This is a genomic window from Butyrivibrio sp. AE2005, assembly GCF_000686965.1.
Lineage (GTDB): Bacteria > Bacillota > Clostridia > Lachnospirales > Lachnospiraceae > Butyrivibrio > Butyrivibrio hungatei_A.
The window spans coordinates 18177-42055 of record NZ_JMMD01000023.1 but is presented as its reverse complement, the minus strand read 5'-3'; the positions used below and the strand labels follow the sequence as shown (position 1 = coordinate 42055).

Genomic DNA, 23879 nt, shown 5'->3' with positions numbered 1-23879 from the left:
ATGAACGATATAGAATTATACAACCTTATGGCGCTCATATCCGCCGGCGTGGCGCTTATAATGCTTGTGCTTGCCATAGTAATGTGGATTAAGCTTGATATAAGGCATTATATAGCCGTGCTTACGGGAACCGAGGCCAGAAAAAGAATAGAGAACTTAAGGAAATCAGCGGAAGCCGGAAGCGTCCATGCAGATGTCTACGGAAGCAACAATAAGGCCAAGCTTTCATGGAATACATCGGAAGGCCTTGCGAGAGTTGCTGCGATGGAGATTTCCGATGAAGACGGAACAGTTGTCCTTGCGCCTACAGGTACCATGCAGAGAGAAGGTACAACGGTGCTTGAGAGTAGCGAAGAATACGCAACAACAGTATTAAACGCAATAAAAGATTCAGAATTTGTTGTTGAAAGAGAAATAGTTAACAGAGGCGATGAGTGATTTTGACGTCAAAGAAGAATTAAAGAAACTTCCCAATAAACCCGGCGTATACATTATGCGTGATTCAAACGACGCCATAATGTACGTTGGGAAAGCGGTTAACTTGCACAACCGTGTCAGGTCTTATTTTCGAGCAAATATCGGAAGAGGACCGCAAATAGACAGAATGGTTGAGCAGATTGCCCGCTTTGAGTATATCGTGACGGATTCTGAGCTCGAAGCCCTCGTTCTTGAGAATAATCTCATCAAAGAGCATTGTCCCAGGTATAATACCCTTCTAAAAGATGACAAGACATATCCCTATATTAAAGTGACAGTCTCGGAGGATTATCCGAGAGTTCTTTTTTCCAGATTGATGAAAAAAGACAGATCGAGATACTTCGGCCCATTTACGAGTGCTGCGGCCGTAAAGGATACGATCGACCTTATAAACAAACTCTATGGCCTTAGGACATGTAACAGGGTTCTTCCAAGGGACATAGGGCTGGACAGACCGTGCCTTAATTACCACATGAAGCAGTGCAGCGGTCCCTGTACAGGCGATATTACCAAGGAAGAGTACAGAGAGCGCGTTGACAAGGCGCTTGAATTTTTAAACGGAAACTACGGGCTTATTATAAAAGAGCTTGAGCAGAAGATGAATGATGCTTCGGAAGAACTTGATTTTGAATCTGCGGCGAAATACAGAGATCTTCTTTCGAGTGTCAGAGTCGTTGCCCAGAAACAAAAAATGACAGACTCGTCAATGGAAGACAAAGACATAATCGCTATAGCTTCAGACGAGAACGATGCAGTGGTACAGGTCTTTTTCGTAAGGGACGGAAGACTGATCGGAAGAGAACACTTCTATATGACTCATGTGTCAGAAAATCCGGAAAAAGAAATCCTTCTCAATTTCGTTAAGCAGTTCTATGCCGGAACACCTTTTATTCCCAGAGAATTGGTGCTTCCTGAACCCATTGAGGATATGGAGATAATTCAGGAATGGCTCAGCGAGAGGAAAAGCAGCAGAGTCTATATCACCGTTCCCGAAAGAGGACAAAAAGAAAAACTCATGGAACTTGCGGCTCAGAACGCAAGGCTTATTTTGTCCAAGGATAAAGAGAGGATAAAACGCGAAGAGGGTAGAACCATCGGCGCTGTAAAAGAGATAGAAAAGCTCCTTGGACTTAAGGATATCAGCCGAATGGAGGCATATGATATTTCCAATATAAGCGGCTTTGCAAATGTAGGTTCCATGGTAGTTTACGAAAAGGGAAAGCCCAAGAAGAGCGACTATAGGAAGTTTAGAATCCAGTCGGTTTCAGGGCCCGATGACTATGCGTGCATGCACGAAGTGCTGACAAGAAGGCTTCTTCATGGAATCGAAGAAAAGAAAGACCTTGAAGTAAGGGAGATTGACGCAAGATACGGAAGTTTTACCAAGTTTCCCGACCTGATATTGATGGACGGAGGAAGAGGACAGGTCAATATCTGTCTGAAAGTTCTCGATGAACTTGGAATCAACATCCCTGTGTGCGGAATGGTGAAGGATGACAATCACAGAACCAGAGGGCTTTATTATAACAATGTCGAGCTTCCTATAGATATAAGATCGGAGGGCTTCAAACTTATCACAAGGATACAGGATGAGGCGCATAGATTTGCTATCGAGTATCACAGGTCACTACGTAGTAAAGCGCAGGTTAAAAGCTCGCTTGATGACATCCCGGGAATTGGTCCGTCGAGAAGGAAGGCGCTGATGAAGCATTTTAAGTCCATAGAAGACATAAGAAATGCTTCAGCTGAGGAAATTGCTGAAGTTCCGGGGATTCCTGTAAATGTTGCGATAAAAATTAAGGAGTTTTTAAGCGGGAATAAATAGAATATTTGATTAATTTATCCGAAAAAACACATGCTTAAAAAGTGGCTAAAAAGGCCACTTTTTTTAATTGAAAAATTTAATGCGATTTTCGATATTTTTAGCAGAAAATCTATTGCTATTATCAAAAAAAAGATGTAATATTAGCGAAGCTGAATTAACATTCAATAACAATTCATTAACAGCTTGATTACAAATGCTTGGGAAAAAGCATGAGAAAAGTCTGGGATAGCTTGGAGGAAAGTATGAAGAAGGTCAAATTAAGGTCTATGGCGAAAAGAATGCTTCCGGTAATGTTGATACCGATTCTTTTGTTCGGAAACTATGCCACAATCACGGCTTCTGCTGAGGAAGTAACTGCTCAGGAGAAGGCAGTGGAGGAGAAGGCTACTGAAGAGAAGAAGTCTGAGGAAAAGGCTTCAGAGGAAACAAGCAAGGAAGATAAGGCTAAGGAAGAGAAAGCTGCTGAAGAAAAAGCCAAGGAAGATAAGGCTAAAGAAGAGAAAGCTGCTGAAGAAAAAGCCAAAGAAGATAACTCCAAAGAGGAAAAAGCCAAAGAGGACAAATCTAAGGAAGAAAAGGCAAAAGAAGATAAGTCTAAAGAAGAGAAAGCTTCAGAGACTAAGGCTTCAGAAGACAAGAAAACCACAGAGACAACTGACTCCAAGACTGATAAGAGCAAAGAGTCGGACGAGAGTGACAAGAAAAGTGATAATAATGAAGATAGCTCTAAGTCTGATGAAAGCACACCGGATGTGGTAGAACCTGTAAAGAACGTAGACGACGTACTTGAGAACAAGCAGGAGACCACACCTGAAGAGACTGAAAAGAAGGAAGATACAGACAAAAAGCCTGTTAAGAAAAAAGATAAAAAGGTTACAATAAGTTTCGATATACAGAACAAAGGCAATAGCGGATTGAAGATTTCTGCTGAGGATAAGAATGACATAGGCAGATACTATTCTTTTAATGTTGACGGAGAAGAAGATTCTGCAGAGGTTGTTTTCAGCTATTCTATTGCAAGTTTTTATGAATTGTATTTTGCTTCAGGTGACGAGTTCACTGTAGATGCAAAGGAACATACCATCACATGCAAATTGGAAGACCTGAAGGACGGCGAGAATAGGTTCAAGTTCACAGGTAAAGTTGATGTGACAGATAAAGACGCTCCTGCAATCTCAGAGCCCGGAGCAAAGGGAGATGCGGATTACACAGGAAGCAACGGAGAAGCTGTTGTAGCAGGTTCAGACAAGTCAAAGCCTGCTTTCACAGTAAAAGTTACTGACGAGGGATCGGGCGTTGATAAGGTTTATGCCGTAGATTCATATGGCACACAGCGTGAAATGTCAGGAGATGACGGTTCATATTCATGGTCTCCTTCAAATTACGGAAATTACAAGATTGTAAAGGTAATCGCTAAGGATAAGCTTGGAAATAAGTCAGAGAGCGGAGTGGGAGATATTCCTCTTATCTGCTACTATGCTTCAGATGAAGAGAAGGATTTCATAGTAAATACAAAGACGGAAGACTGGTATTCACTTGCAGCACATAATGAATCAAACTTTATGCTTGAAGTAACAGGTATATCCAACCGCGAGGTTCAGGAGATCACTGTTTCCGATGTAACAACAAAGGTAGATATCTCAAGAAGCAACTACGGCGGTAGATATACATTCAGAGCAAATATTCCGCTTCCTGTAAAAGAAGGCGAAAAAGAATATGAAGTAAAATGTCTTTTCTACGGAGACAAAGAGGCAAAGACAATTGCGAAGAAGACAGTAAGAATCGATAACACAGCACCTTCTGCAGAAATCAAAGTAGACGGTGAAGAAGAGAAGCTCACTCCTTTTGAGAGATTCCTTCGTCTGTATGACAGATTCGGATGGTTCGCTTCAAACAAAGACATAAATGTCCTTATCAAGGTTCCAAAGAACTGCGATGGCGAGACAAAAGATAAGAAAACCAGCGGATTCTATGGTATTGTTTACAACGTAAACGGCCAGAGAAGAGAAAAGACAATTAACGATGCAAGCGGCAAGAGTGATAAAGAATATTACGTATTTGAGGAAAGAGTTCGTTCATATGGCGGATTATCAGAGTGCAAATACGATGTAGAAGTAGTAAGTATCAGAGACTATGCAGGAAACGTGGCAGATCACGTTGAAGGCGGAACGGGTTCATTCGTTATCGATAAGTCTGCACCTACCATCGTTTACGACGTTGACGGAATGGTTGCACAGGACGAGAACAGAATGTATTTTGGCGGCAATGGTCGCGGTACGGTAACAATCGAAGATATGGATCTTGATATTGATTCTATCAAGTTTACAGAAGGTTCCGGAGACAACTTCAAGTATGCTATTCCTTCTTACAATGAAAAAGAGAGCGACGGAAAGCATAAGGCTGTTTACGATTTCAGACTTGAAGGCGACGGAACATACAAGATCGAGACATATGCTAAGGATACACTCGATCAGGAAAATACAGCGCTCAGTAATGAGATGGTTGTTGATACAACAGCTCCCAAGATTGAGATTTCTTATGATAAAGAAGCGCCTTCGGCAGACGGAAACAAGTACTATGCACAGAACGTGCAGGTAACCGTTAAGGTAGATGAGAAGTGGCTTGATGAGACTAAGTCTTTTGTATATATCAAAAAGCTTGATGTTTCAGGCGCAGAAGTGGGTCATGCACCTCTTAATGACTGGAGCGGAGACCTTGGAGATGAGAGCCATCAGATCACATTTACAACTGACGGCGACGGAATGTATCAGATCTCGGTTGAAGCTTATGATATGTCCGAGAATCACGAAAGTGCAGAAGGAAACAAGTTTGGCGTAGATACTACAGTACCTGAGGTAACACTTACATTTGATGAGAACGATCCTCAGAATGACAAGTACTACAACAAGCCCAGAACAGCTACTCTCACAGTTACAGACTTCTCTTTCTACAACGAGGGAGAAACACTTGATATCGACCAGAAGGTTGGCGGTGCAGAAGTAGACGGATGGGCAAACACAGGCCTTAACACATACACACGTACAATTAAGTTTGCGGAAGACGGATTCTACAGCTTCAATTTCCTTTGCAAGGACAGAGCGGGAAATGAGTCAAAGAATGTTTATGAAAAAGAATTTGTAATTGACCGCACATCACCTGAAATAAATGTTACATACAACAAAATAGCTGTTGGAAACGAGAAGTTCTACAAGGACACAAGAGTTGCAAACGTAGACATTAAGGAAATGTCTTTTGCAGACAAGCTCGTTGAAGTTACACCTCAGTCAATTCCTGATGTTTCATCAGTACCGGCACTTGCAGGATTTGCTTCAAACAACTTCAACAACGTTTCACATATCTCATTCAGTGAGGATGGAACATACGGCTACACGATCAAGTGCACAGACCTTGCAGGTAATACATCAAAAGAATTCACATCTGATGTATTCATTATCGACAAGACAGCACCTGAAGTAACATTCTCGGGAGTTGAGAACTACTCAGCAAACAACGGTGTGGTAGCACCTTCGGTAGTTTATGGAGACAAGTATATTGATATAGATGCATCCAAGGTTGCTCTTAAGGGCGCAAACAACGGCGGAGTAAACGTGGAATGTGCAATTAAGCCTATTGAGAACGGCTTCTCAGTTTCATACAGCGACTTCTCACATGATAAGAAGATGGATGATCTGTATGTACTCGAAGCAACAGTTCGCGACAAGGCAGGAAACGAGACCAAGGACAAGCTTGTGTTCTCAGTTAACCGTCACGGTTCGGTATTCGTAATTGGTGACGTTGCAAAGAAGTTCAACGAGAAGTACTACATAAATGAGCCCAAGGATATCACGATCACAGAGATCAACATCGACGAGCTCACACAGAAGAACGTTTCAATAAGCCGCGACGGAGATATCAAGGACCTCAGAAAGGGAAAAGATTTCTCAGTTAAGCAGCAGGGAAATGAAACATCTTGGAAGACATATACATACACAATTTCCAAGAACAACTTCAATGAAGACGGTGTTTATGCATTAACCGTTTACAGTAAAGATAAAGCTACAAACGTACAGGATAACAAATCAAGAGATGCAGAAGTATCATTTGCAATTGATATGACCGCACCCGGAATTGTTGCCGCAGGAATTGAACAAGGCGGAGTATACAAACAGGAATCACTCGACTTCAACGTCAACGTAACAGATAACATGGGCGTATCAAAGCTTTCTATCTGCAATAACGGAGAAGAAATTGATTCTTGCACAGGAGAAGAGCTTGAGGAAAAAGGCGGAGTAAGAAGTCTTACACTTAAGGAAGCCGATAAGGTACAGGAAATCACGGTTATTGCCGAGGACCTTGCTGGTAATAAGGAAACAATGGCAATTGGCGGAATACTCGTAACAACCAAGCAGGAAGTAATTGATGATAATAAGACTGCTTTGGATCCCGAGCCCGGACATAAGCCCGGAAATGTACCCAGCCCTGCAAACAGCATGTCATACTTTGTATTTGCAATTGCAGCAATCGCAACATTGTCAGTCGGCGGCGGAGCAATCTGGCTTATTAGGATGAAGAAATAAATAAAAAAATAAATAACAAACAAAAGAGCAGTTTAACGACTGCTTTTTTGTTTGGGAAAAATAATTTCACATTTGTTTTTTCGTATGAAAATATATTGTCAACTGCGCAGAACTGCGGTACTATAAACGATGCTGGGCGTATTAGCCCGCATGCTTTTGGGGAAAAGCATATAAAGTCTGGAAATATCTTGGAGGAGAAGTATGATGTACACCAAAGTCAAGGCTATTGCGAAAAAAGTGCTTCCGGTTATGATGGTACCAGTTCTTTTATTCGGCAATTATGCCACAATCACGTCTTATGCAGATGATGTCGAGATATCTGCAAGTTCCACAGAAGAAAAACAAAAAACAGAAACAGAACAAAACAGTACAAGTACAGAAAATGGCCCTACAACGAATGGTCCTGTAATAATCGATGGAGAGGATAAGTCCAAACCGGTTGAGCCAAAGAGCGAGTCCGGAGCAGAACAGGATATTTCAAATTCCGGTGATTTAAACAAGCAGGAAGATGAAAAATTGGGCGGCGCATCAGAGCAGAGGGATGAAGCCGGCAACGATTTACTAAAGCAGAATGGCGTAGGTGCCGATGGTTCAACGGAACAGAATGGTAAAGAAACCGTAGAGCCAGGCAATGCAGAATCATACGATTTAGGAAAAATGGACGGAGCAAAAAGCAAAGATGTAGCTCGAAATTTGCTGACATCTATGGCTGTTATCGGTAATACCGGAAATCAATTAGATCTTTTGACAAAAGCCAAAGACGGAGTGTCTAATCAGGATAATCAGGCGAAGAATACCACTCCCTCAACTCCCAAAGTAAAAAAATGCAATATATCATTTAAAATTGAGAATAGAGCCGAAGGTGATTTTAAGCTTTATTTGGATGGTGATGAAATCGACGGTAATACATATTCTTTTGACGTGTCGGAAGACAGTGAGTCAAGAGAAATTGTTTTTAACTATGCACTTGCCGACAACTACAAGCTGGAAGAAGTTTCGGGCGGCACTATAGATACTGAAGAAAAAACTATCACATGTTCATACGAAGATATTGATTTCGGCGATGATAGTGAAAATGATGCCGGAAACAATAATGACAACGAAAACAATAACGATAATGATGCCGGAAACAATAACGACAACGAAAACAGTAGCGAAAACAATAACAACGACGGTGATGGCGAAAACAACACAGATAATACTAACAGCGGAAGCAATAGTGGAAGCCATGGACAGGAAGAACTCAGCAAAGATTACACATTCTCCGCTACAGTGATCAAGATCGACGCCGAAGGCCCTTCCATTGAATCACCTTCTATAAACACTGAAACGGGTGCGGTTCAATATGAAGGAAGCGACGGAAAAAGTGTTATAGCTTCATCAAATAACGATAATCTGGTATTTACAGTAAAAGTAAAGGACGAGAAGTCAGACGTTGACGAAAACGAAGTGTTTATTGTTGACTCGAAAGACGCAAAGCACCTACTGACTAAGCGCGAGAATGATGAAAACATCTATACCTGGTCACCAAGCGAGGTTGGCAACTATTCGATCAAAAAAGTAATCGCAAAAGATAAGTGGGGCAACGAATCATCCATTCCTAATAATGATGATGATGAAATGTCGGATCTCTTTAATTCTTTCCCGACAATCTGCTATTATCCGGAAGACGAGGAGAACAAGTTATCTGTTAACACTATCGATAATGAAGGAGAGTGGCAGCAGGTTAACTCAAAAACGTTTGGAATGACGATTGAGACTGAGAATAAAACAGTCAGAGAGATAGAGTCGGTAAAGATAAAGAAAACAGACGAGAGCGGAAATACGTCTGAAATTCCTGTCGATAAATCTCAGATACAGCGCAGCTTTTCAAATGATTCAAGTTCAGACGGAAAGCACTATTTCAGCGTAACAGTTAATATACCTGTAGAAGAAGGCGAAAAGATTTATGAAGTAAGCTGCCATTTTTACGGCGACAGCGAGAAAGACGAAAACGATAATGACATAGACTTATACAAGCAGGTTGCCACGAAGACTGTTAGAATCGACAACACGGCTCCCTCAGCGGAGATTGTTGTTGAAGGTGATGAGAATGAGATTAACCTCACTTCATTTGGCAGATTTTTCCACGATTTTACGCGAGGATGGTTTGCGGCTAACAGCGATATAACTGTACTCATCAAGGTTCCGAGGAACTGCGACGGTGCGACGGATGTCAAGAAGGTCAGCGGTTTCGATAGCATAACATACAAGGTTAATTATGACGGTAAAGACAAAGTAGTAACCAAGAAAATCAACGACATTAACGCTTCTAAGAGCACGGATGAGTATTATGTGTTCGAGGAAAAGATAAGATCAACAGGCGAACTTAACATAGACGATTATAAAGTTCAAGTGCTCAGTATTTGCGACGCTGCAGAAAATGTCGCAGATCATGCGAAGGACAACAAAGAGTTTGGAAGGACAAGATTCATTATAGACAGAACTGCACCGACTATTGTTTATGATATCGACGGACAGGTTGCGCAGGACGAAAACAGACTTTATTTTGATGGCAGCGCACGCGGAAAGGTAACTATCGAAGATATCGATCTTAAGGTTGATTCAATCAAATTCAGAAACGAAGACGGATCGGTTAAGTATGTAGTTCCTTCTTATAATGAAAAGGACAGCACTGAACTTAGCAAGCGCATTTACGATTTCCTTCTCGAAAACGACGGTGCATACAAGATTGAGACAACTGCCAGTGATACCCTCGGACAGACAAGTTCTGAAACAAGCACAGAGATAGTTGTCGATAAGACTGCCCCCAAGATTGAGATAACCTATGATAAAGAAGCACCTTCGGCAGACGGAAACAAGTACTATCCTTCAAACGTTCAGATCACTGTAAAGGTAAACGATAAATGGCTTGATAAAACAAGTTCTTTTGTCCGTGTGAAAAAAATTGATGTGGCAGGCGGAGAAGTTGGTGTTGAGCCGCTGAATAACTGGAGCGGAGATCTTGGCGACGATGAACATGTCATAACATTTACAACTGACGGCGACGGTTTCTACCAGGTTTCGGTTGAAGCGAATGATATGTCAAAGAACCATGACAGCGCTGAAGGAAACAAGTTTGGCGTAGATACTACGGTTCCTGAAGTTACGCTTACATTTGACGAGAACGATCCTCACAATGATAAGTACTATGACAAGGCAAGAACAGCAACCATCACGGTTACAGATTTTTCTTTTAACGAAGATGAAGCGAAGCTTGCAGTAGATGAGCAGATCGGAAAAGCATCTGCGAGCAGCTGGGCAAACACAGCGGTTAATGTGTATACGCGCACGGTTAGCTTTGAGCAGGACGGAAAGTATACGCTCAAGTTTAACTGTAAGGATAAGGCAGGAAACAGCTCCAATGAGGTTTCTGAGGCGGAGTTCGTAATCGACCGTACAGCGCCTGAGATAAATGTTTCATATAACAGCCTTACACCCGGAAACGGTAAGTATTACAAGGATACACGAATCGCAAATGTAAATATTAAAGAGATGTCTTTTGACGACAAACTTGTTGAACTGGCGCCTCAGCCTGTGAGCGACTTGGGTACAATGCCGGGACTTGGCGGTTTTTCATCGTCGGATGACAAGAACGTTTCGCAGATCTCATTCAGTGAAGACGGAACCTACGGATATATCATTAAATGTAAAGACCTTGCGGGCAACACGGCAACCGAGTACATGTCGGATATATTCATTATTGATAAGACAGCTCCCGAAGTTAACTTCTCAGGAGTTGAGAACTTCTCGGCCAACAACGGCGAGGTTGCGCCTACTGTAGTTTACGGCGATAAATACATTGATATTCAGGCATCTAAGGTTACTCTGAAGGGTGCAAACAACGGCCCTGTAAATGTCGGAAGTAGCGTGAAACAGATAGAGAACGGCTTTGCGGTTTCATACAGCGATTTTGCGCACGACAAGAGCATGGACGATCTGTACGTGCTCGAAGCGACTGTTTGCGATATGGCGGGAAATCAGACCAAGGACGAACTTGTCTTTTCCGTTAACCGCCACGGTTCGGTATTCGTTGTCGGCGATGTGGCCAGAAAGTTCAATGAGAAATATTACATTAACCAGCCAAAAGACATCACGATAACTGAGATCAACATCGATGAGCTCACTCAGAAAGATGTTTCGATAAGCCGCGACGGAAGTATCAGAGAGCTCGTAAACGGCAAGGATTATTCCGTAAGCCGACAGGGAAGCGATACTTCATGGAAGACATATACTTACACGATTGGTAAAAAGAACTTTGGAACGGACGGAATTTACTCCGTAACGGTTTACAGTAAGGACAAAGCTACAAACATCCAGGATAACAAGTCAAGAGATGCCGAGATCACCTTCGCGGTTGATATGACGGCTCCGGGAATTGTTACCGCAGGACTTGAAGAGGGCGGCGTTTACAAGCAGGATTCGCTTGACTTCAACGTTGACGTAACAGACAACATGGGTGTTGAGAACCTCACCATCTACAAGGACGGTCAGATCGTTAAGGCATGCACCGGTGAAGAACTCGAAGGAGCAGGCGGCGTAGAGACAATCACACTTAACGAGTCTGAGGAAAGACAGTCTGTAACTGTTATCGCACAGGACTATGCCGGCAACAAGGAGACGCTCGCAATCGGAGGTGTCCTTGTATCAACCAAGGAAGTTCCTGTCGAGACGGAGGATATTCTCGGTCAGAAAAAAGAGAATCCTCACAAAAAAAATGCGGCTAAAAACAGCTTATCATTCTTCGTTTACGCTCTTGCTGCTGTGGCAGCGTTGTCCGTTGGCGGAGGAGCGGTATATTTACTTAAAGTAAAAAGTAAGGTTGAAAAATAAGATTATGTGATAGAATAAATATCATAATATTAAGATACAGTGCAGTAATTCATGGAATTTGGTAAAAGATCTAGTCTTAAAAATTTACAGGAAAAGAACACACTGATGCGGAATTTTTATCACACAATCATAATCAATATTCACAGAATTATTTTTTATCTTATTAAGTCAAATATATGGCTTAGGCATATCGAGAGACATTCAGCAGAAGAGCGATATGCGCTTGCAAACGAGATGGTCGCTTGGTCGAACAAGTCATCCGGATGTAAGACTATTGCTTACGGATACGAGAATCTTCCGAAAGAAGGCGGGTACATGCTCTATCCGAATCATCAGGGGAAGTACGACGTACTTGGAATTTTTAATACTCATAAGAGACCGGTCTCATTTGTGATGGATGAAAAGAGATCGCATCTGATATTGGTCTCGGAGTTTCTAAGGCTTGTTGAAGGTAAGACGATTGAGCTTAACGATCCGAGACACACAATAACTGTTTTTAACGAGATGGCTGAAGAACTTAAGCAGGGCAGGAAGTTCATTCTTTTTCCGGAAGGCGGATACAAGGAAAACAACGGCAATGTAGTGGAGCCATTCAAGGCGGGAAGCTTTAAGGTCGCACTGATGGCAAAAGTTCCGATTGTGCCCGTGGCGCTTGTTGATTCTTATAAAGTGTACAACAGCGATCACGTTGGGCCTGTCACAACATATGTCTATTACCTTGATCCGATCTATTATGACGAATACAAGGACATGCGCAGTCACGAGATTGCGGCCATGGTTGAAAAGATCATAAAAGAAAAGATTGCGGAGCATCTTGCGAATAATAAATAAATCTTCCGGAGGTTGTAATGAACAAGCTATTTGCGGTTTTTGCGGCGCTTACCTTTATCGCCGGCGTTATCGTTTTTACTCACGGCGAGCTCAATAAGAACAGTGAGGATGAGCCCGAGACCTATAAGTGGATGAGGGTATTCGGGGCAATTTTAGCGCTCATCGCGATTGTATGTGCCATATTATGTAAAAGTATGTAGCCTTTCGTATTTCTTTTTTATCATATTGGGTGTAAAATAATACGTAATTAAGAACACTTTATATTGAGGGAGGGAATAAGATGGCGGCTACAAGTATCAAAACTAAGGTAGAAATTCAGTACTCAGATCTGACGATTACCGATGATCAGCTTGTTTCAAAGGCTAAGAAAGCCTATGGAAAAAAAGACATTAAGGACCTCAACATTTACGTTAAGCCCGAGGAGAAGATGGGATATTTCGTTGTAAACGGAAGTGACAACGGATGTTTCGACCTCTGATAGTAAGGCGAAGTAACAAGTATAACAGATAATTGATCGCAGACGGGAAGCTACGGTTTTTCGTCTGTTTTCTTTTGTGCAAAACATGGTATTATAATAGGGTTAAAGTGTAATTTCAGAAAGAAGGAACATAATGGAGAAACTTGCGATAAACGGAGGAACTCCGGTAAGAAAAGAAAAATTATATTACGGAAAACAGTGGATAGATGAAGATGATGTAAAGGCTGTGGCAGAAGCGCTTACAGATGACCTGATAACATGCGGCCCGCGCGTTGCGGCACTTGAGAAAAAACTCTGCGAAGTTACGGGGGCAAAATATGCTGTAGCAGTCAGCAACGGAACAGCGGCGCTTCACTGTGCATGCATCGCTGCAGGAATTGGCGCGGGAGATGAAGTTATAACATCACCTATCACATTTGCGGCATCTGCAAACTGTGCGGTATACGTAGGCGCAACACCTGTATTTGCAGATATTGATCCCGAGACTTATAACATAGATCCCGACAGCATAGAAGCTCATATAACGGATAAGACCAAGGCTGTGGTTGCGGTTGCTTATACGGGACAGTCTGTCGAGTATGACAGAATACAGAAAATCTGCGACAAGCACGGACTTATTCTTATAACAGATGCGGCTCATGCGATCGGAACTAAGTACAACGGACAGCCTGTAGGTTCTATAGGCGACATGACCTGCTTTAGCTTCCATCCCGTTAAGACAGTAACATCGGGTGAGGGCGGAGCAATAACAACCAACGATCCTGAATTATATAAGAAACTGAGACTTGCTTCGCAGCACGGAATCGTAAGAAATCCGGATGACCTTGTACATGAATCTGACGGAGCATGGTACTACGAGATGCAGGAGCTTGGCTTTAACTACAGACTTACGGATATTCAGTCAGCTCTTTTGATAAGCCAGCTTGATAAATTGAAGAAGTTCTCTGACAGAAGAAAAGAGATAGTAAATAAGTACAACAAAGCATTCAAGGATGTACCTGAGATAATCGTGCAGAAGGAAATTCCCGAATCCGATACTACAAGGCATCTTTATGTGATACAGCTTGATCTTGATAAGCTTAAATGCACAAGAAGAGAGTTCTTTGACGCTCTTTCTGCTGAGAACGTTCAGCCGCAGGTTCATTATGTGCCTGTTTACTACTTCCCGTTCTATGAGAAGAAAGGGTACAAGAAAGGTCTTTGCCCCGAGGCTGAAAAGCTCTACAACGGAATGATGAGCATACCTCTTTATCCTCTTATGACTGACAGCGACGTGGATGATGTTATCACCGCGGTTAAAAAAGTTGTTGATGGGTATAAAAAATAATAACGAAAATGTCCGCATAAGAAAGTAACGTAAAAATGTGGACAAGCTTTTATATAATGAATTAAAATGAGGTAGATGTTAAAAGAAATTTTGATATCTATAATTATAAAAAACAGTGATAAACGGAGATGTTTATGAAAAGTTCTATATTAGATAATAAGACGATATTGGTTACCGGAGGAACAGGTTCTTTTGGACACTGCTTCACACAGTACCTTCTTGAAAACTACAATCCCAAGAAGATCATCATCTACTCACGTGATGAGTACAAGCAGTTCACAATGGCGAACGAGCGTGTGTACAAAGAGAACGCCGACAAGATGAGATTCTTCATCGGTGATATCAGAGACGGAGCAAGATTTGAGAGAGCATGCGAGAACGTTGACTATGTTATCCATGCGGCAGCTCTTAAGCAGGTTCCCGCTTGCGAGTACAACCCTGATGAAGCTATCAAGACAAATATCGCCGGCGCGCAGAGCGTTATAAATGCGGCACTTAATACAGGTGTAAAAAGAGTTGTGGCTCTTTCTACAGACAAGGCTGTTAACCCCGTAAATCTTTACGGTGCGACCAAGATGGTATCAGATAAGCTCTTTATCGCAGCAAATGCATATTCGGGAGCTAAGGATGTCAACTTCTCAATCGTAAGATACGGTAATGTTGCAGGAAGCAGAGGTTCTATCATTCCTTTCTTCAAAGAGCTCATTGCAAAGGGAGAAAAAGAGCTTCCTATCACGGATTACAGAATGACACGTTTCTGGATCAGCCTTCCCGAGGGTGTTGAGCTTGTTCTCAAGGCACTTGCAGAGGCTAAGGGTGGCGAGACATTCATCAGTAAGATTCCTTCATTTAACGTAAAAGATCTTGCTGAAGCTATGTGCCCCGGAATCAAGACTGTTGAAGTCGGAATCAGACCCGGCGAGAAGCTTGATGAGATAATGGTTACAACAGAGGATGCACCTTTCACTTATGAGTACGACAAGCACTTCATCGTATATCCTCAGGTTGTATTTAACGAGAGACAGGTACCCGACCTTTCAGGAAAGAAAGTTGCAGACGGTTTCTACTACAGCTCGGGAAATAACACAGAGTGGATGTCTGTTGACGAGATTAGAAGAAGACTTCCGGAAGCTGTAGATCATTGAGAGGCTTTCAAATAATAACTTAGGAAATACCGATCTTACCGGTGTTTCCTCGTATATATATGCATATGCAGAAAGGAGAACCACCATGTACGAACAGATTAAATTACCCTATGCTACAAATGCTCTTGAACCTTTCATTGACCAACTTACCGTTGAGACTCATCACGGTAAGCACCACGCTACTTATACCAAGACTTTTAATGAACTTGCGGAAAAAGCAGGCATGAGTAATCTCAGTGCGGAGGAGCTCCTTGCATCACTCGATAAAGTTTCGGATGAAACTTTAAGAAAAGGCCTCAGAAATCAAGGCGGCGGATATTATAATCATAACCTTTATTTTGAGATGTTCTCACCAAGCCCTGCCAAGGTTCCGTCAGGAAAACTTGCAGAGGAGATTGACAAGACTTTCGGTAGTCTTGATGCGCTCAAAGAACAGCTTTCCAAGGCGGCAGCAGGACAGTTCGGTTCAGGCTGGGCATGGCTTTCAACTGATAAGAACGGAAAACTTTCAGTTTCTGCTTCACCTAACCAGGACAACCCTATAAGCGAGGGCAAGGGACTTATTCCCATTGTTGCGCTAGATGTGTGGGAGCATGCATATTACCTTAAGTATAAGAATTTGAGACCCGATTATATTAAGGCATTCTTTGAGATCCTTGATTGGAGTAAGGTTTCGGAGAGATATAACGAGATTATTAAAGATTGATGAACGGACTTTGTATATGTGACGGAGGTGGCTGTAAAAAATGAGAAATCATTTTTACAGCCATTTTTGTCGGGTTGCGTGCATTATTAGATTTGCTATAATGTAATTGAAAAAGATTGTTTTATGAATCAGCTGAAGAATCTACGAATGGGTTATCTTCTGTGTCTATAGAACAAAGAGTATGAAATGAAAGTGGGATAATCCATGAGGCAGAAAGAATTTAAAGAATTAACCTTTGCAGATGATTTTATGTTTGCGAAGGTGATGCTCAATGAGAAGCTGTGCAAACAGTTAATTGAGATTGTATTGGATATAAAGATTAAAAGAATCAGCTATCCGGAAGAGCAGAAAGTAATCGATCCGTCATACGATAGTAAGAGCGTAAGACTTGATGTGTATGTGGATGATGAAAAAGGAACAGTTTACAATATTGAAATGCAGACGACAAATCCGGGAAATATTCCCAAAAGGGCAAGGTATTATCAGGGAATGATAGACCTTAACCTGATAGAAAAGGGTGAAGACTATGCGAAGCTTGCCAAAAGCTATGTAATCTTCATTTGCATGGAGGATATATACGGGATAGACAAGCCGGCGTACAGATTTGAAAATTATTGTAAGGATTATGGCATTTCGCTGGGAGATGAGACATATAAAGTTATACTTAATGCATCTTGTACTGAACTTCAAGATACCGGACTTGGTAATTTTTTACGATTTGTTCGCACCGGAGAACCAACAGATAAGTTCACAGATGAGTTACTTAACGAGGTAAATTCAGTTAAGCGTAATGAGAGATGGGAGGTGGAATACATGACACTTCTGATGCGAGATAGAGAGAAGATTGAAGAAGGAAGAAGAGAAGGGCTTGAGGAAGGAAGAAAAGAAGGAAAAAAAGAAGGAAAAAAAGAAGCCTGGGAAGAAGCAATAAAAAAATTTATTGAAATCGAGATGATGAACGGACTTTCCAGAGAAGAAGCTGAAAAGAAAGTACGTACAGCTTTGGGTAATCTGGAAGAAGATGAATAAAAATATTTTTATGTAATAAGCTTCGGGCGTGCCCGAAGCTTTTAAAATGCCGCAAAATGCTGTGATTTTGTAATTTTGATAAGATATATTTGTTGATAAATTGCGTTATCTATACTATCATATAAAAGATTGTTGATTATATAACGATAGCGTATGACTCATATGGGAAGAAGAAAAATTAAAGAACAATATCATACTGACAAACGACAGGTTTTTTGCATTGGATGCAAAGGTATACCTGCAAAATATGGTGGGTTTGAGACATTTGTCGAGAACCTTACTCTTTGTAGGAAAAGTGACAAGATAAGATATCATGTTGCCACCATTGCAAGGGAAGATTCAAGATACCAGTATAACGGCGCAAAGTGCTATAACGTCAAGGTTCCCGAGATAGGACCTGCTAAGGCGGTTGTCTATGATATCAAGGCACTTGCAAGAGCAATAAGATATTGTGAAGAGCGACCTGCTATTGATAAACCAATCTTTTTCATAATGGCGTGTAGGATTGGAATTGTGATCAGGCACTACAAGAAAAAGATAGAAAAGCTTGGCGGAAGGCTCTATATCAATCCCGACGGTCACGACTGGGAGAGAAGGAAATGGAGTGCTCCCGTAAGGATGTATTGGAAGCTGTCAGAGCGACTTATGATCAAGCATGCTGACAGGATTATCTGCGATAGCAAAGAAATAGAGAGGTATATCAACAAAGAGTATTCTGCGTATAATCCAAGTACTACCTTTATCGCGTATGGCGCAGACCTTGAGAGGTCAACATACGCAGATAACGACTTCAAGTTCACGGAGTGGCTCGCGGAGCAAGAGACCAAGCCCTTTGAATACTATTTGGTAGTCGGCCGATTTGTAAAAGAGAATAACTTTGATATTATAATTAAAGAATTCCTTAAGAGCTCATCTGATAAGAAACTTATAATAATAACAACTGAGAACGATAAGCTTTTACAGGAATTTGATGACAGATTACATTTCCTTGACAGCGGCAGAGTAACTGTGGCTGATTCGGTTTATGATAAACAGCTCCTTAAGAAGATAAGAGAGAACGCTTACGCTTACATTCACGGCCATGAGGTTGGAGGAACCAACCCGAGCCTACTTGAGGCACTTGCATCAACAGATGTCAATTTTGTTCTTGATGTAAGCTATAACCATGAAGTTGCGGAAGACGCCGCAATATACTGGGACAAGGACGGAAGAAATCTGTCCGATGTGATCAATGCCAATGACAAAATGCAGCAAGATCGCAGGGCAGAGTTTAGTAATCTTGCTAAGACCCGTATATCGGATGAATATACGTGGGAGAGTATATCAGATAAATATGAGAAGGAATTTTTTGCATAATTACAAATGAATATCCTTCACGGCTGATTTGTTCGGCAGGTAAATCGAGGTTGAAATATTGAAAGTACTTATTATACATAATTTTCACAGGACCGGCTCCGCTAGTGGAGACGATCAGGTTTATAATAATGAGGCAAGACTTCTTGAAGAACATGGTATAGAAGTTGTCAAATATAATACTTCGAATGATGTTTTTGATAATGCCAAATTGATTGGCAAGATATGTATTACATTAGGAATGATATGGTCTTTTAAACATTATAATAATGTAAAGAGCATAATAAAAAAAGAAAAGCCGGATATTGTTCACGTACATACTTTTTTTCCGATACTGTCTCCTTCAATTCTATACGCTGCAAAAAGATGTGGTGTAAAAGTTATTGCGACGCTTCATGATACCAGATTTGTTTGTCCATGTGCTTCATCGTTAAGGGGAGATACTATCTGTAATGATTGTGGTGATGGCAAATATTTTAGAATGTGTGGTTTTAGATGTTTTAAAGGGTCTAAAACCATGAGTTTTTTTGTGGCTTGTGTTTTTAAGTATCATAGGTGGAGAAAGTCTTTTTATAAGCAGATAGATCGATATATATGTCTTAATGATACACAGATAGATTTGCTTAAGGCGATTGGATTTGCAGAAGAGAAAATTATAAAGAAGTATAATTTTGTGGATAACAAATCTCAAACTGTGAAAAAGAATGGTGTAGATATTACACGGATAACATCAGATTTTCCAAAAAGATATGTTGTTTACTATGGCAGATTAGGGGTTGAAAAAGGTATAAATACATTGATGAAGACATGGGATAACCTTGTTGATATACCTCTTGTTATAATAGGGGGAGGGCCGCTTGAACAGGAAGTTGAACAGTGGGCTGCTCATAAATCAAATGTATATTATCTTGGATATAAAGATCATGATACATGTCTTGCCTTTGTAAAAAAAGCTGATTTTGTAGTGTTTCCTTCTGTATGGTATGAAGGTTGCTCTATGGTGGAAATTGAGTCACAGATGTTGGGAAAACCTGTTGTGGCGTCTGACATAGGCTTTTCAAGAGAGCTTATAAAAGATGGTTATAATGGATTATTATTCCCGCTTAAAGATTGCAATAGTTTTGCAAAAAGAGTAAAAGAACTGTGGTATGATAATAGTCAAATTCTGAAAATGGGGAATAATGCTGAAGCGGAGTTTGAAAACAAGTTTGATAGAGAAAACAATTATCTTCAATTAAAAAAGATATATGAGGATGTATTATTGACATGAAAGAATTAATTTCTGTCATTATTCCATTTTATTATGGGAATGAATATATTGCCAGAGCATTGCAAAGCATAAAAAAAGTAAGTGATGTTATTGCAGATTCTGCAGACATCGAAGTTATCATAATAAATGACAGTCCTGAGATAGAAGTAATGCTTCCTGATATAGAACTTAACTGCACGGTTATAAAGAATGATACAAATTCAGGAATACACAGATCCAGGGTAAATGGTTTAAAAATTGCAAAAGGCAATTATATTCAATTTTTAGACCAAGATGATGAACTTATGCTAGATGGCTATGATAAGCAATTGGCATTGCTTGAAAATGCTGATATTGTTGTTGGAAATGGCTACTATAGTATGGGGCAGAAGAATTATGTGATATATAAATCATATTCTTCTATGGAGTATCTTATTCAGCTTAAGAGGTTGTTAAAAATAAGGAATCTTATACCGTCTCCGGGTGAATGCCTTATTAAAAGAGAATCAATTCCTAAAGTTTGGATAAATAATACGTTGTCAACAGATGGTGCAGATGATTGGATGCTATGGGTCTGCATGTTTAAGCAAAACGCAAGGTTTGCGATGAATTCGGATAACGTGTATAGACATAATGATTCTCAAGGTGCGAATTGTTCTGCGAATATTGGCAAAATGCGCGATTCGGCTAATGAGGCCAATAGTATCTTGAATAAATATGGGATAATTACTGCAACGGAAGCTAAGACATGGAGAAGTGCGATAGATTTCAAATATTTTCAGGATACAAGGCAGTTAAAGATATTTGATTACATACGATTTAGAAAAGAGATTTTTAATAACATTATATATAAATTTGTTATATATATAAAAAGTGTATTTTGATTTTTTTACTAAATAATGTTTAAAGAAGGAAATGATATGGCAGATAGTGTAATTAATAATGAATCTGACATGAGAATACAGGAAATTGGTAACGTTAAGCTGAATCTCCGGTGGTATGACGGAGAAGATAAATATTCGGATGGAGATGTAGAAGATAGTATTTTGAATATTGTAAAAAATCATGATTCATCAGAATTTCCAAAGATAATTAGCGAAAGTGGTTCATGGCCGATTTTGTATCATCTTTCCTCATATAGAGAAAACATACTTGCGGGAATACAAATTGGCAAAAACGATTCGGTTCTTGAAATAGGTGGCGGTTGCGGAGCTATTACCGGAATTCTTTGTAGAGAAGCCGGAAAAGTTACAACTATAGAGCTTTCTAAGAGAAGAAGCGAGATTAATGCGTATCGTCATAAAGATGAAAAGAATTTGGAGATAATAGTAGCAAACTTCCAGACAGCATATAAGAACTTACATGAAAAATTCGATTATATTATGCTCATTGGAGTTTTGGAATATGCCAAGCTTTACATTGATGATCCAAAGCCGTATCAAGGATTTTTGAAGCAGATTGGTACACTACTAAAACACAATGGGAAAATAGTAATTGCTATAGAAAACAGATTTGGTTTAAAATATTTTGCCGGTTGTAAAGAAGATCATTTGGGAACTATATTTGAGGGTGTTAATGGATATTCTGATGGCAAAGCAATGGTACAGACATTTACCAGAAAAGGATTGGAAGATATCATAGTTAATGCTGGTTTTAAAAGCTACAAGTTTTATTATCCGTATCCTGATTATAAATTTGCTACCAATATATATAGCGACGAGTATTTGCCAAAAAAAGGTGAGCTTGATAATAATATTAGAAATTTTGATGCAGAAAGATTAAGGCTGTTTGATGAGAAAAAAGTATTTGATGAGTTAATTGATAATGGACTTTTTCCATATTTTTCAAATTCGTTTTTAGTAGTTGTTAATGGGGATCAGTGATGAATATTCTTTACACAAAAGCCTCTGATTACAGGGCGAATGAGTATAATTTAAAAACAGATATAGTAGAAATAGATGGTGAAAGATTTGCAAGAAAAGTAGCTGTTTATAAGGAAGGGATACCGCATTTAGAAAAGATTTTATCGAATGCTGATAATCTTAAAAAGGTTATGGAGCAAGAATGCGGAGTATGCGCCGTTAGAAAAGAAGATAATGCTATTCTATTTGACTATATAAATGGAAGCAGCTATGAAGAGTTGCTGGCGGAGGCATACAATGAAGAAGACTGGGCTCGTGCTTTAGAAATCATAGAGTCTTATCATAAGATTGTTTATAAGATGTGCACGCAGAGAGGCTTTTGTGCTTCAGAGCAGTTTGTTGATGTGTTTGGCGAAATTCAAAATGATGATACACTTGATGTTGGTGATTTTGTTGATGTTGATTTGATCTTCAGCAACGTAATTTATGTTGACAAGCCATATATTATTGATTATGAGTGGTGTTTTAATTTTGCTATACCTTTGCAATATGTTTTTTGGAGAGGACTTTTTACATCCAAGATATTCAGTATCTTTCCGGATGAAATAAAAGAAGTTGTTTTTGATAGATATGAGCTTACTGATGAAAGAAGAAAGCAATTCCTTGGTATGGAGGTTGCTTTTGTAGAGCATTCAAAGGGGCGGAGTTTATCTTTTTCAGATGAAATAAAGAAGATACGTCCGGTTGTGTTTGATGCCAATCATCTGAGATGGAGTGGGCAGTCGTATCCTCTTGTTTTTTTTGCAATTAAGAATAATGAAGCAAAAAGAATTTATGAAGGGGTATCATATCCGGGTAAAAATGTATTTAGTCTGGCAATTGAAGATGATTATGATAGACTGGAGTTGTTTATTGCTCCCGTTTTGAGTGTTGTTTCGGGTATACACGTTACAACAGATATTGATGGTGAGGAAAGAGATATTGCCTATAGTACAAATGAGTCTGATGATATAGAGCCCAAATATTTTTTAAAGCATACTCCTGTTATTTTTGTTGAAGAAAAGTGTTCTAATATTAGAGTTGAATTTGCTGTTGATATATGGAATGCAGAATCCTTAGGGGAGAATAACTTAAATACATATCTTAATAGTATTAATTATGTTTGTGATACGGCTAAGTCAGATTTAAAGGTTGCAAGAAAAAAATCGCGTGAAAAGATTAATGCGGTTGAAAAAGAATTAGAAGAAGCAAAAGTGAAAAATACAAAGATGCGTCGTGCGCTTCAGCATAAGAATGTATTTAAGGCATTTCAGGCGTTCATTAAAGTGAGGAATAAAGAAAATGATTTTTAGTAAAAAGAATATGAAGACTCTGTGGGAGCTGGCAAAAAATGATTTTGCAACTCGTTTTGCAGGTTCTTTCTTTGGCATAGTATGGGCTTTTATTCAGCCACTGGTGCTAATTTTGATGTATATGTTTGTTTTTACGGTAGCTATTCCGGCTACACCTATGGGAGATAAATACCCATATGTGCTTTGGCTTGTGGCAGGTCTGGCTCCGTGGTTTTTTTTCAGTGAAGCAGTAGTTAATGCTACAAACTGTTTGATAGAATATAGTTATCTGGTAAAGAAAGTTGTATTTCCGATAAATATTTTGCCGTTTGTAAAGATTCTGTCATCATTGTTTGTGCATCTTTTCTTTATTGTTGTTACATTGATAATAAGCGCTGTTGTAGGAAATTTTCCCGGATTATTTTTTATACAGATAGTATATTATTTATTTTGTCTTATTTTGCTAATCTCAGTGATTGGTTTTTTTACTTCATCGGTTTTGCCATTTTTTAGAGATTTTATGCCGATTGTCAGCATTTTCATGCAGGTTGGAATGTGGTATACACCTATTCTTTGGGATATTGAGAGACTGAAAGATTATCCTGTACTTATGCTTATTATGAAAATAAACCCGGTAGCATATATTGTAAATGGCTATAGAGAGACATATTTAGGTATTGGCTGGTTCTGGGAAAATCCATCATATATGCTTAGTTTCTGGTGCCAGGTGCTTATTTTGGGAATAATCGGTACAGCTTCATTTAGGAAGATGTTACCACATTTCGCAGATGTTTTATGATTAAAGAAGAGTTAGGAA

General features: G+C 39.9%; 17 protein-coding genes. All 17 read left to right on the top strand.

What is annotated here, in order from left to right:
- The 17 genes from DL92_RS0113215 (at nucleotide 1) to DL92_RS0113135 (ending at nucleotide 23861) form a co-directional block, all read left to right on the top strand.
- Nucleotides 1–438 (top strand): hypothetical protein, encoded by a 438-nt coding sequence (locus DL92_RS0113215; protein ID WP_026656191.1) that lies wholly within the window; start codon nucleotides 1–3, stop codon nucleotides 436–438.
- Entirely contained in the window at nucleotides 431–2302 is a 1872-nt protein-coding gene (gene uvrC, locus DL92_RS0113210; protein ID WP_026667991.1) for an excinuclease ABC subunit UvrC, read from the top strand. The genes DL92_RS0113215 and uvrC overlap by 8 nt, the downstream gene beginning before the upstream one ends.
- A gap of 242 nt (nucleotides 2303–2544) precedes the next feature.
- Nucleotides 2545–6879: an Ig-like domain-containing protein gene (locus DL92_RS20415; protein ID WP_026667990.1), complete on the top strand. Its 4335-nt coding sequence runs from the start codon at nucleotides 2545–2547 to the stop codon at nucleotides 6877–6879.
- A gap of 201 nt (nucleotides 6880–7080) precedes the next feature.
- Nucleotides 7081–11751 carry an Ig-like domain-containing protein gene (locus DL92_RS0113200; RefSeq protein WP_026667989.1) on the top strand — a complete coding sequence of 1557 codons (4671 nt, stop codon included), beginning with the start codon at nucleotides 7081–7083 and terminating at the stop codon, nucleotides 11749–11751.
- Between the two features lie 105 nt (nucleotides 11752–11856).
- The gene (locus DL92_RS0113195) at nucleotides 11857–12582 is read left to right on the top strand and encodes a lysophospholipid acyltransferase family protein (RefSeq protein ID WP_026667988.1); all 726 of its coding nucleotides are present in this window, start codon (nucleotides 11857–11859) and stop codon (nucleotides 12580–12582) included.
- Between the two features lie 17 nt (nucleotides 12583–12599).
- The gene (locus tag DL92_RS0113190; RefSeq protein ID WP_026667987.1) at nucleotides 12600–12782 is read left to right on the top strand and encodes a hypothetical protein; all 183 of its coding nucleotides are present in this window, start codon (nucleotides 12600–12602) and stop codon (nucleotides 12780–12782) included.
- 80 nt (nucleotides 12783–12862) lie between these two features.
- Nucleotides 12863–13060 (top strand): DUF6465 family protein, encoded by a 198-nt coding sequence (locus DL92_RS0113185; RefSeq protein ID WP_026655872.1) that lies wholly within the window; start codon nucleotides 12863–12865, stop codon nucleotides 13058–13060.
- A gap of 133 nt (nucleotides 13061–13193) precedes the next feature.
- Nucleotides 13194–14387: a UDP-4-amino-4,6-dideoxy-N-acetyl-beta-L-altrosamine transaminase gene (gene pseC / locus DL92_RS0113180; RefSeq protein WP_026667986.1), complete on the top strand. Its 1194-nt coding sequence runs from the start codon at nucleotides 13194–13196 to the stop codon at nucleotides 14385–14387.
- Between the two features lie 134 nt (nucleotides 14388–14521).
- Nucleotides 14522–15532, top strand: coding sequence for a UDP-N-acetylglucosamine 4,6-dehydratase (inverting) (gene pseB, locus DL92_RS0113175; RefSeq protein WP_330370387.1), 1011 nt, complete (start codon nucleotides 14522–14524; stop codon nucleotides 15530–15532).
- An 85-nt stretch (nucleotides 15533–15617) separates the two neighbouring features.
- On the top strand, nucleotides 15618–16238 hold the full coding sequence (locus DL92_RS0113170) for a superoxide dismutase (protein WP_026667985.1): 621 nt from the start codon (nucleotides 15618–15620) through the stop codon (nucleotides 16236–16238).
- 204 nt (nucleotides 16239–16442) lie between these two features.
- Nucleotides 16443–17267, top strand: a complete 825-nt coding sequence (locus tag DL92_RS0113165) for an Rpn family recombination-promoting nuclease/putative transposase (protein WP_026667984.1) — start codon at nucleotides 16443–16445, stop codon at nucleotides 17265–17267.
- Nucleotides 17268–17429: 162 nt separating this feature from the next.
- Nucleotides 17430–18623 (top strand): beta 1-4 rhamnosyltransferase Cps2T, encoded by a 1194-nt coding sequence (gene cps2T / locus DL92_RS0113160; protein ID WP_051625354.1) that lies wholly within the window; start codon nucleotides 17430–17432, stop codon nucleotides 18621–18623.
- Nucleotides 18624–18681: 58 nt separating this feature from the next.
- Nucleotides 18682–19890, top strand: a complete 1209-nt coding sequence (locus tag DL92_RS0113155; RefSeq protein ID WP_026667982.1) for a glycosyltransferase family 4 protein — start codon at nucleotides 18682–18684, stop codon at nucleotides 19888–19890.
- A complete protein-coding gene (locus DL92_RS0113150; RefSeq protein ID WP_026667981.1) occupies nucleotides 19887–20753 on the top strand; it encodes a glycosyltransferase family 2 protein in 867 nt (288 codons plus the stop codon). Before DL92_RS0113155 ends, DL92_RS0113150 begins: the two co-directional genes overlap by 4 nt.
- 36 nt (nucleotides 20754–20789) lie before the next feature.
- The gene (locus DL92_RS0113145; RefSeq protein WP_242845865.1) at nucleotides 20790–21752 is read left to right on the top strand and encodes a class I SAM-dependent methyltransferase; all 963 of its coding nucleotides are present in this window, start codon (nucleotides 20790–20792) and stop codon (nucleotides 21750–21752) included.
- The gene (locus DL92_RS0113140; protein ID WP_026667979.1) at nucleotides 21752–23083 is read left to right on the top strand and encodes a hypothetical protein; all 1332 of its coding nucleotides are present in this window, start codon (nucleotides 21752–21754) and stop codon (nucleotides 23081–23083) included. Before DL92_RS0113145 ends, DL92_RS0113140 begins: the two co-directional genes overlap by 1 nt.
- Nucleotides 23073–23861, top strand: a complete 789-nt coding sequence (locus DL92_RS0113135) for an ABC transporter permease (RefSeq protein WP_034469219.1) — start codon at nucleotides 23073–23075, stop codon at nucleotides 23859–23861. The genes DL92_RS0113140 and DL92_RS0113135 overlap by 11 nt, the downstream gene beginning before the upstream one ends.
- Nucleotides 23862–23879: the final 18 nt, after the last annotated feature.

Coding starts and splice junctions, on each gene's coding strand:
- DL92_RS0113215 (WP_026656191.1), top strand. CDS start 1: ATGAACGATATAGAATTATACAACCTTATGGCGCTCATATCCGCCGGC.
- uvrC (WP_026667991.1), top strand. CDS start 431: ATGAGTGATTTTGACGTCAAAGAAGAATTAAAGAAACTTCCCAATAAA.
- DL92_RS20415 (WP_026667990.1), top strand. CDS start 2,545: ATGAAGAAGGTCAAATTAAGGTCTATGGCGAAAAGAATGCTTCCGGTA.
- DL92_RS0113200 (WP_026667989.1), top strand. CDS start 7,081: ATGATGTACACCAAAGTCAAGGCTATTGCGAAAAAAGTGCTTCCGGTT.
- DL92_RS0113195 (WP_026667988.1), top strand. CDS start 11,857: ATGCGGAATTTTTATCACACAATCATAATCAATATTCACAGAATTATT.
- DL92_RS0113190 (WP_026667987.1), top strand. CDS start 12,600: ATGAACAAGCTATTTGCGGTTTTTGCGGCGCTTACCTTTATCGCCGGC.
- DL92_RS0113185 (WP_026655872.1), top strand. CDS start 12,863: ATGGCGGCTACAAGTATCAAAACTAAGGTAGAAATTCAGTACTCAGAT.
- pseC (WP_026667986.1), top strand. CDS start 13,194: ATGGAGAAACTTGCGATAAACGGAGGAACTCCGGTAAGAAAAGAAAAA.
- pseB (WP_330370387.1), top strand. CDS start 14,522: ATGAAAAGTTCTATATTAGATAATAAGACGATATTGGTTACCGGAGGA.
- DL92_RS0113170 (WP_026667985.1), top strand. CDS start 15,618: ATGTACGAACAGATTAAATTACCCTATGCTACAAATGCTCTTGAACCT.
- DL92_RS0113165 (WP_026667984.1), top strand. CDS start 16,443: ATGAGGCAGAAAGAATTTAAAGAATTAACCTTTGCAGATGATTTTATG.
- cps2T (WP_051625354.1), top strand. CDS start 17,430: ATGGGAAGAAGAAAAATTAAAGAACAATATCATACTGACAAACGACAG.
- DL92_RS0113150 (WP_026667981.1), top strand. CDS start 19,887: ATGAAAGAATTAATTTCTGTCATTATTCCATTTTATTATGGGAATGAA.
- DL92_RS0113145 (WP_242845865.1), top strand. CDS start 20,790: ATGGCAGATAGTGTAATTAATAATGAATCTGACATGAGAATACAGGAA.
- DL92_RS0113140 (WP_026667979.1), top strand. CDS start 21,752: ATGAATATTCTTTACACAAAAGCCTCTGATTACAGGGCGAATGAGTAT.
- DL92_RS0113135 (WP_034469219.1), top strand. CDS start 23,073: ATGATTTTTAGTAAAAAGAATATGAAGACTCTGTGGGAGCTGGCAAAA.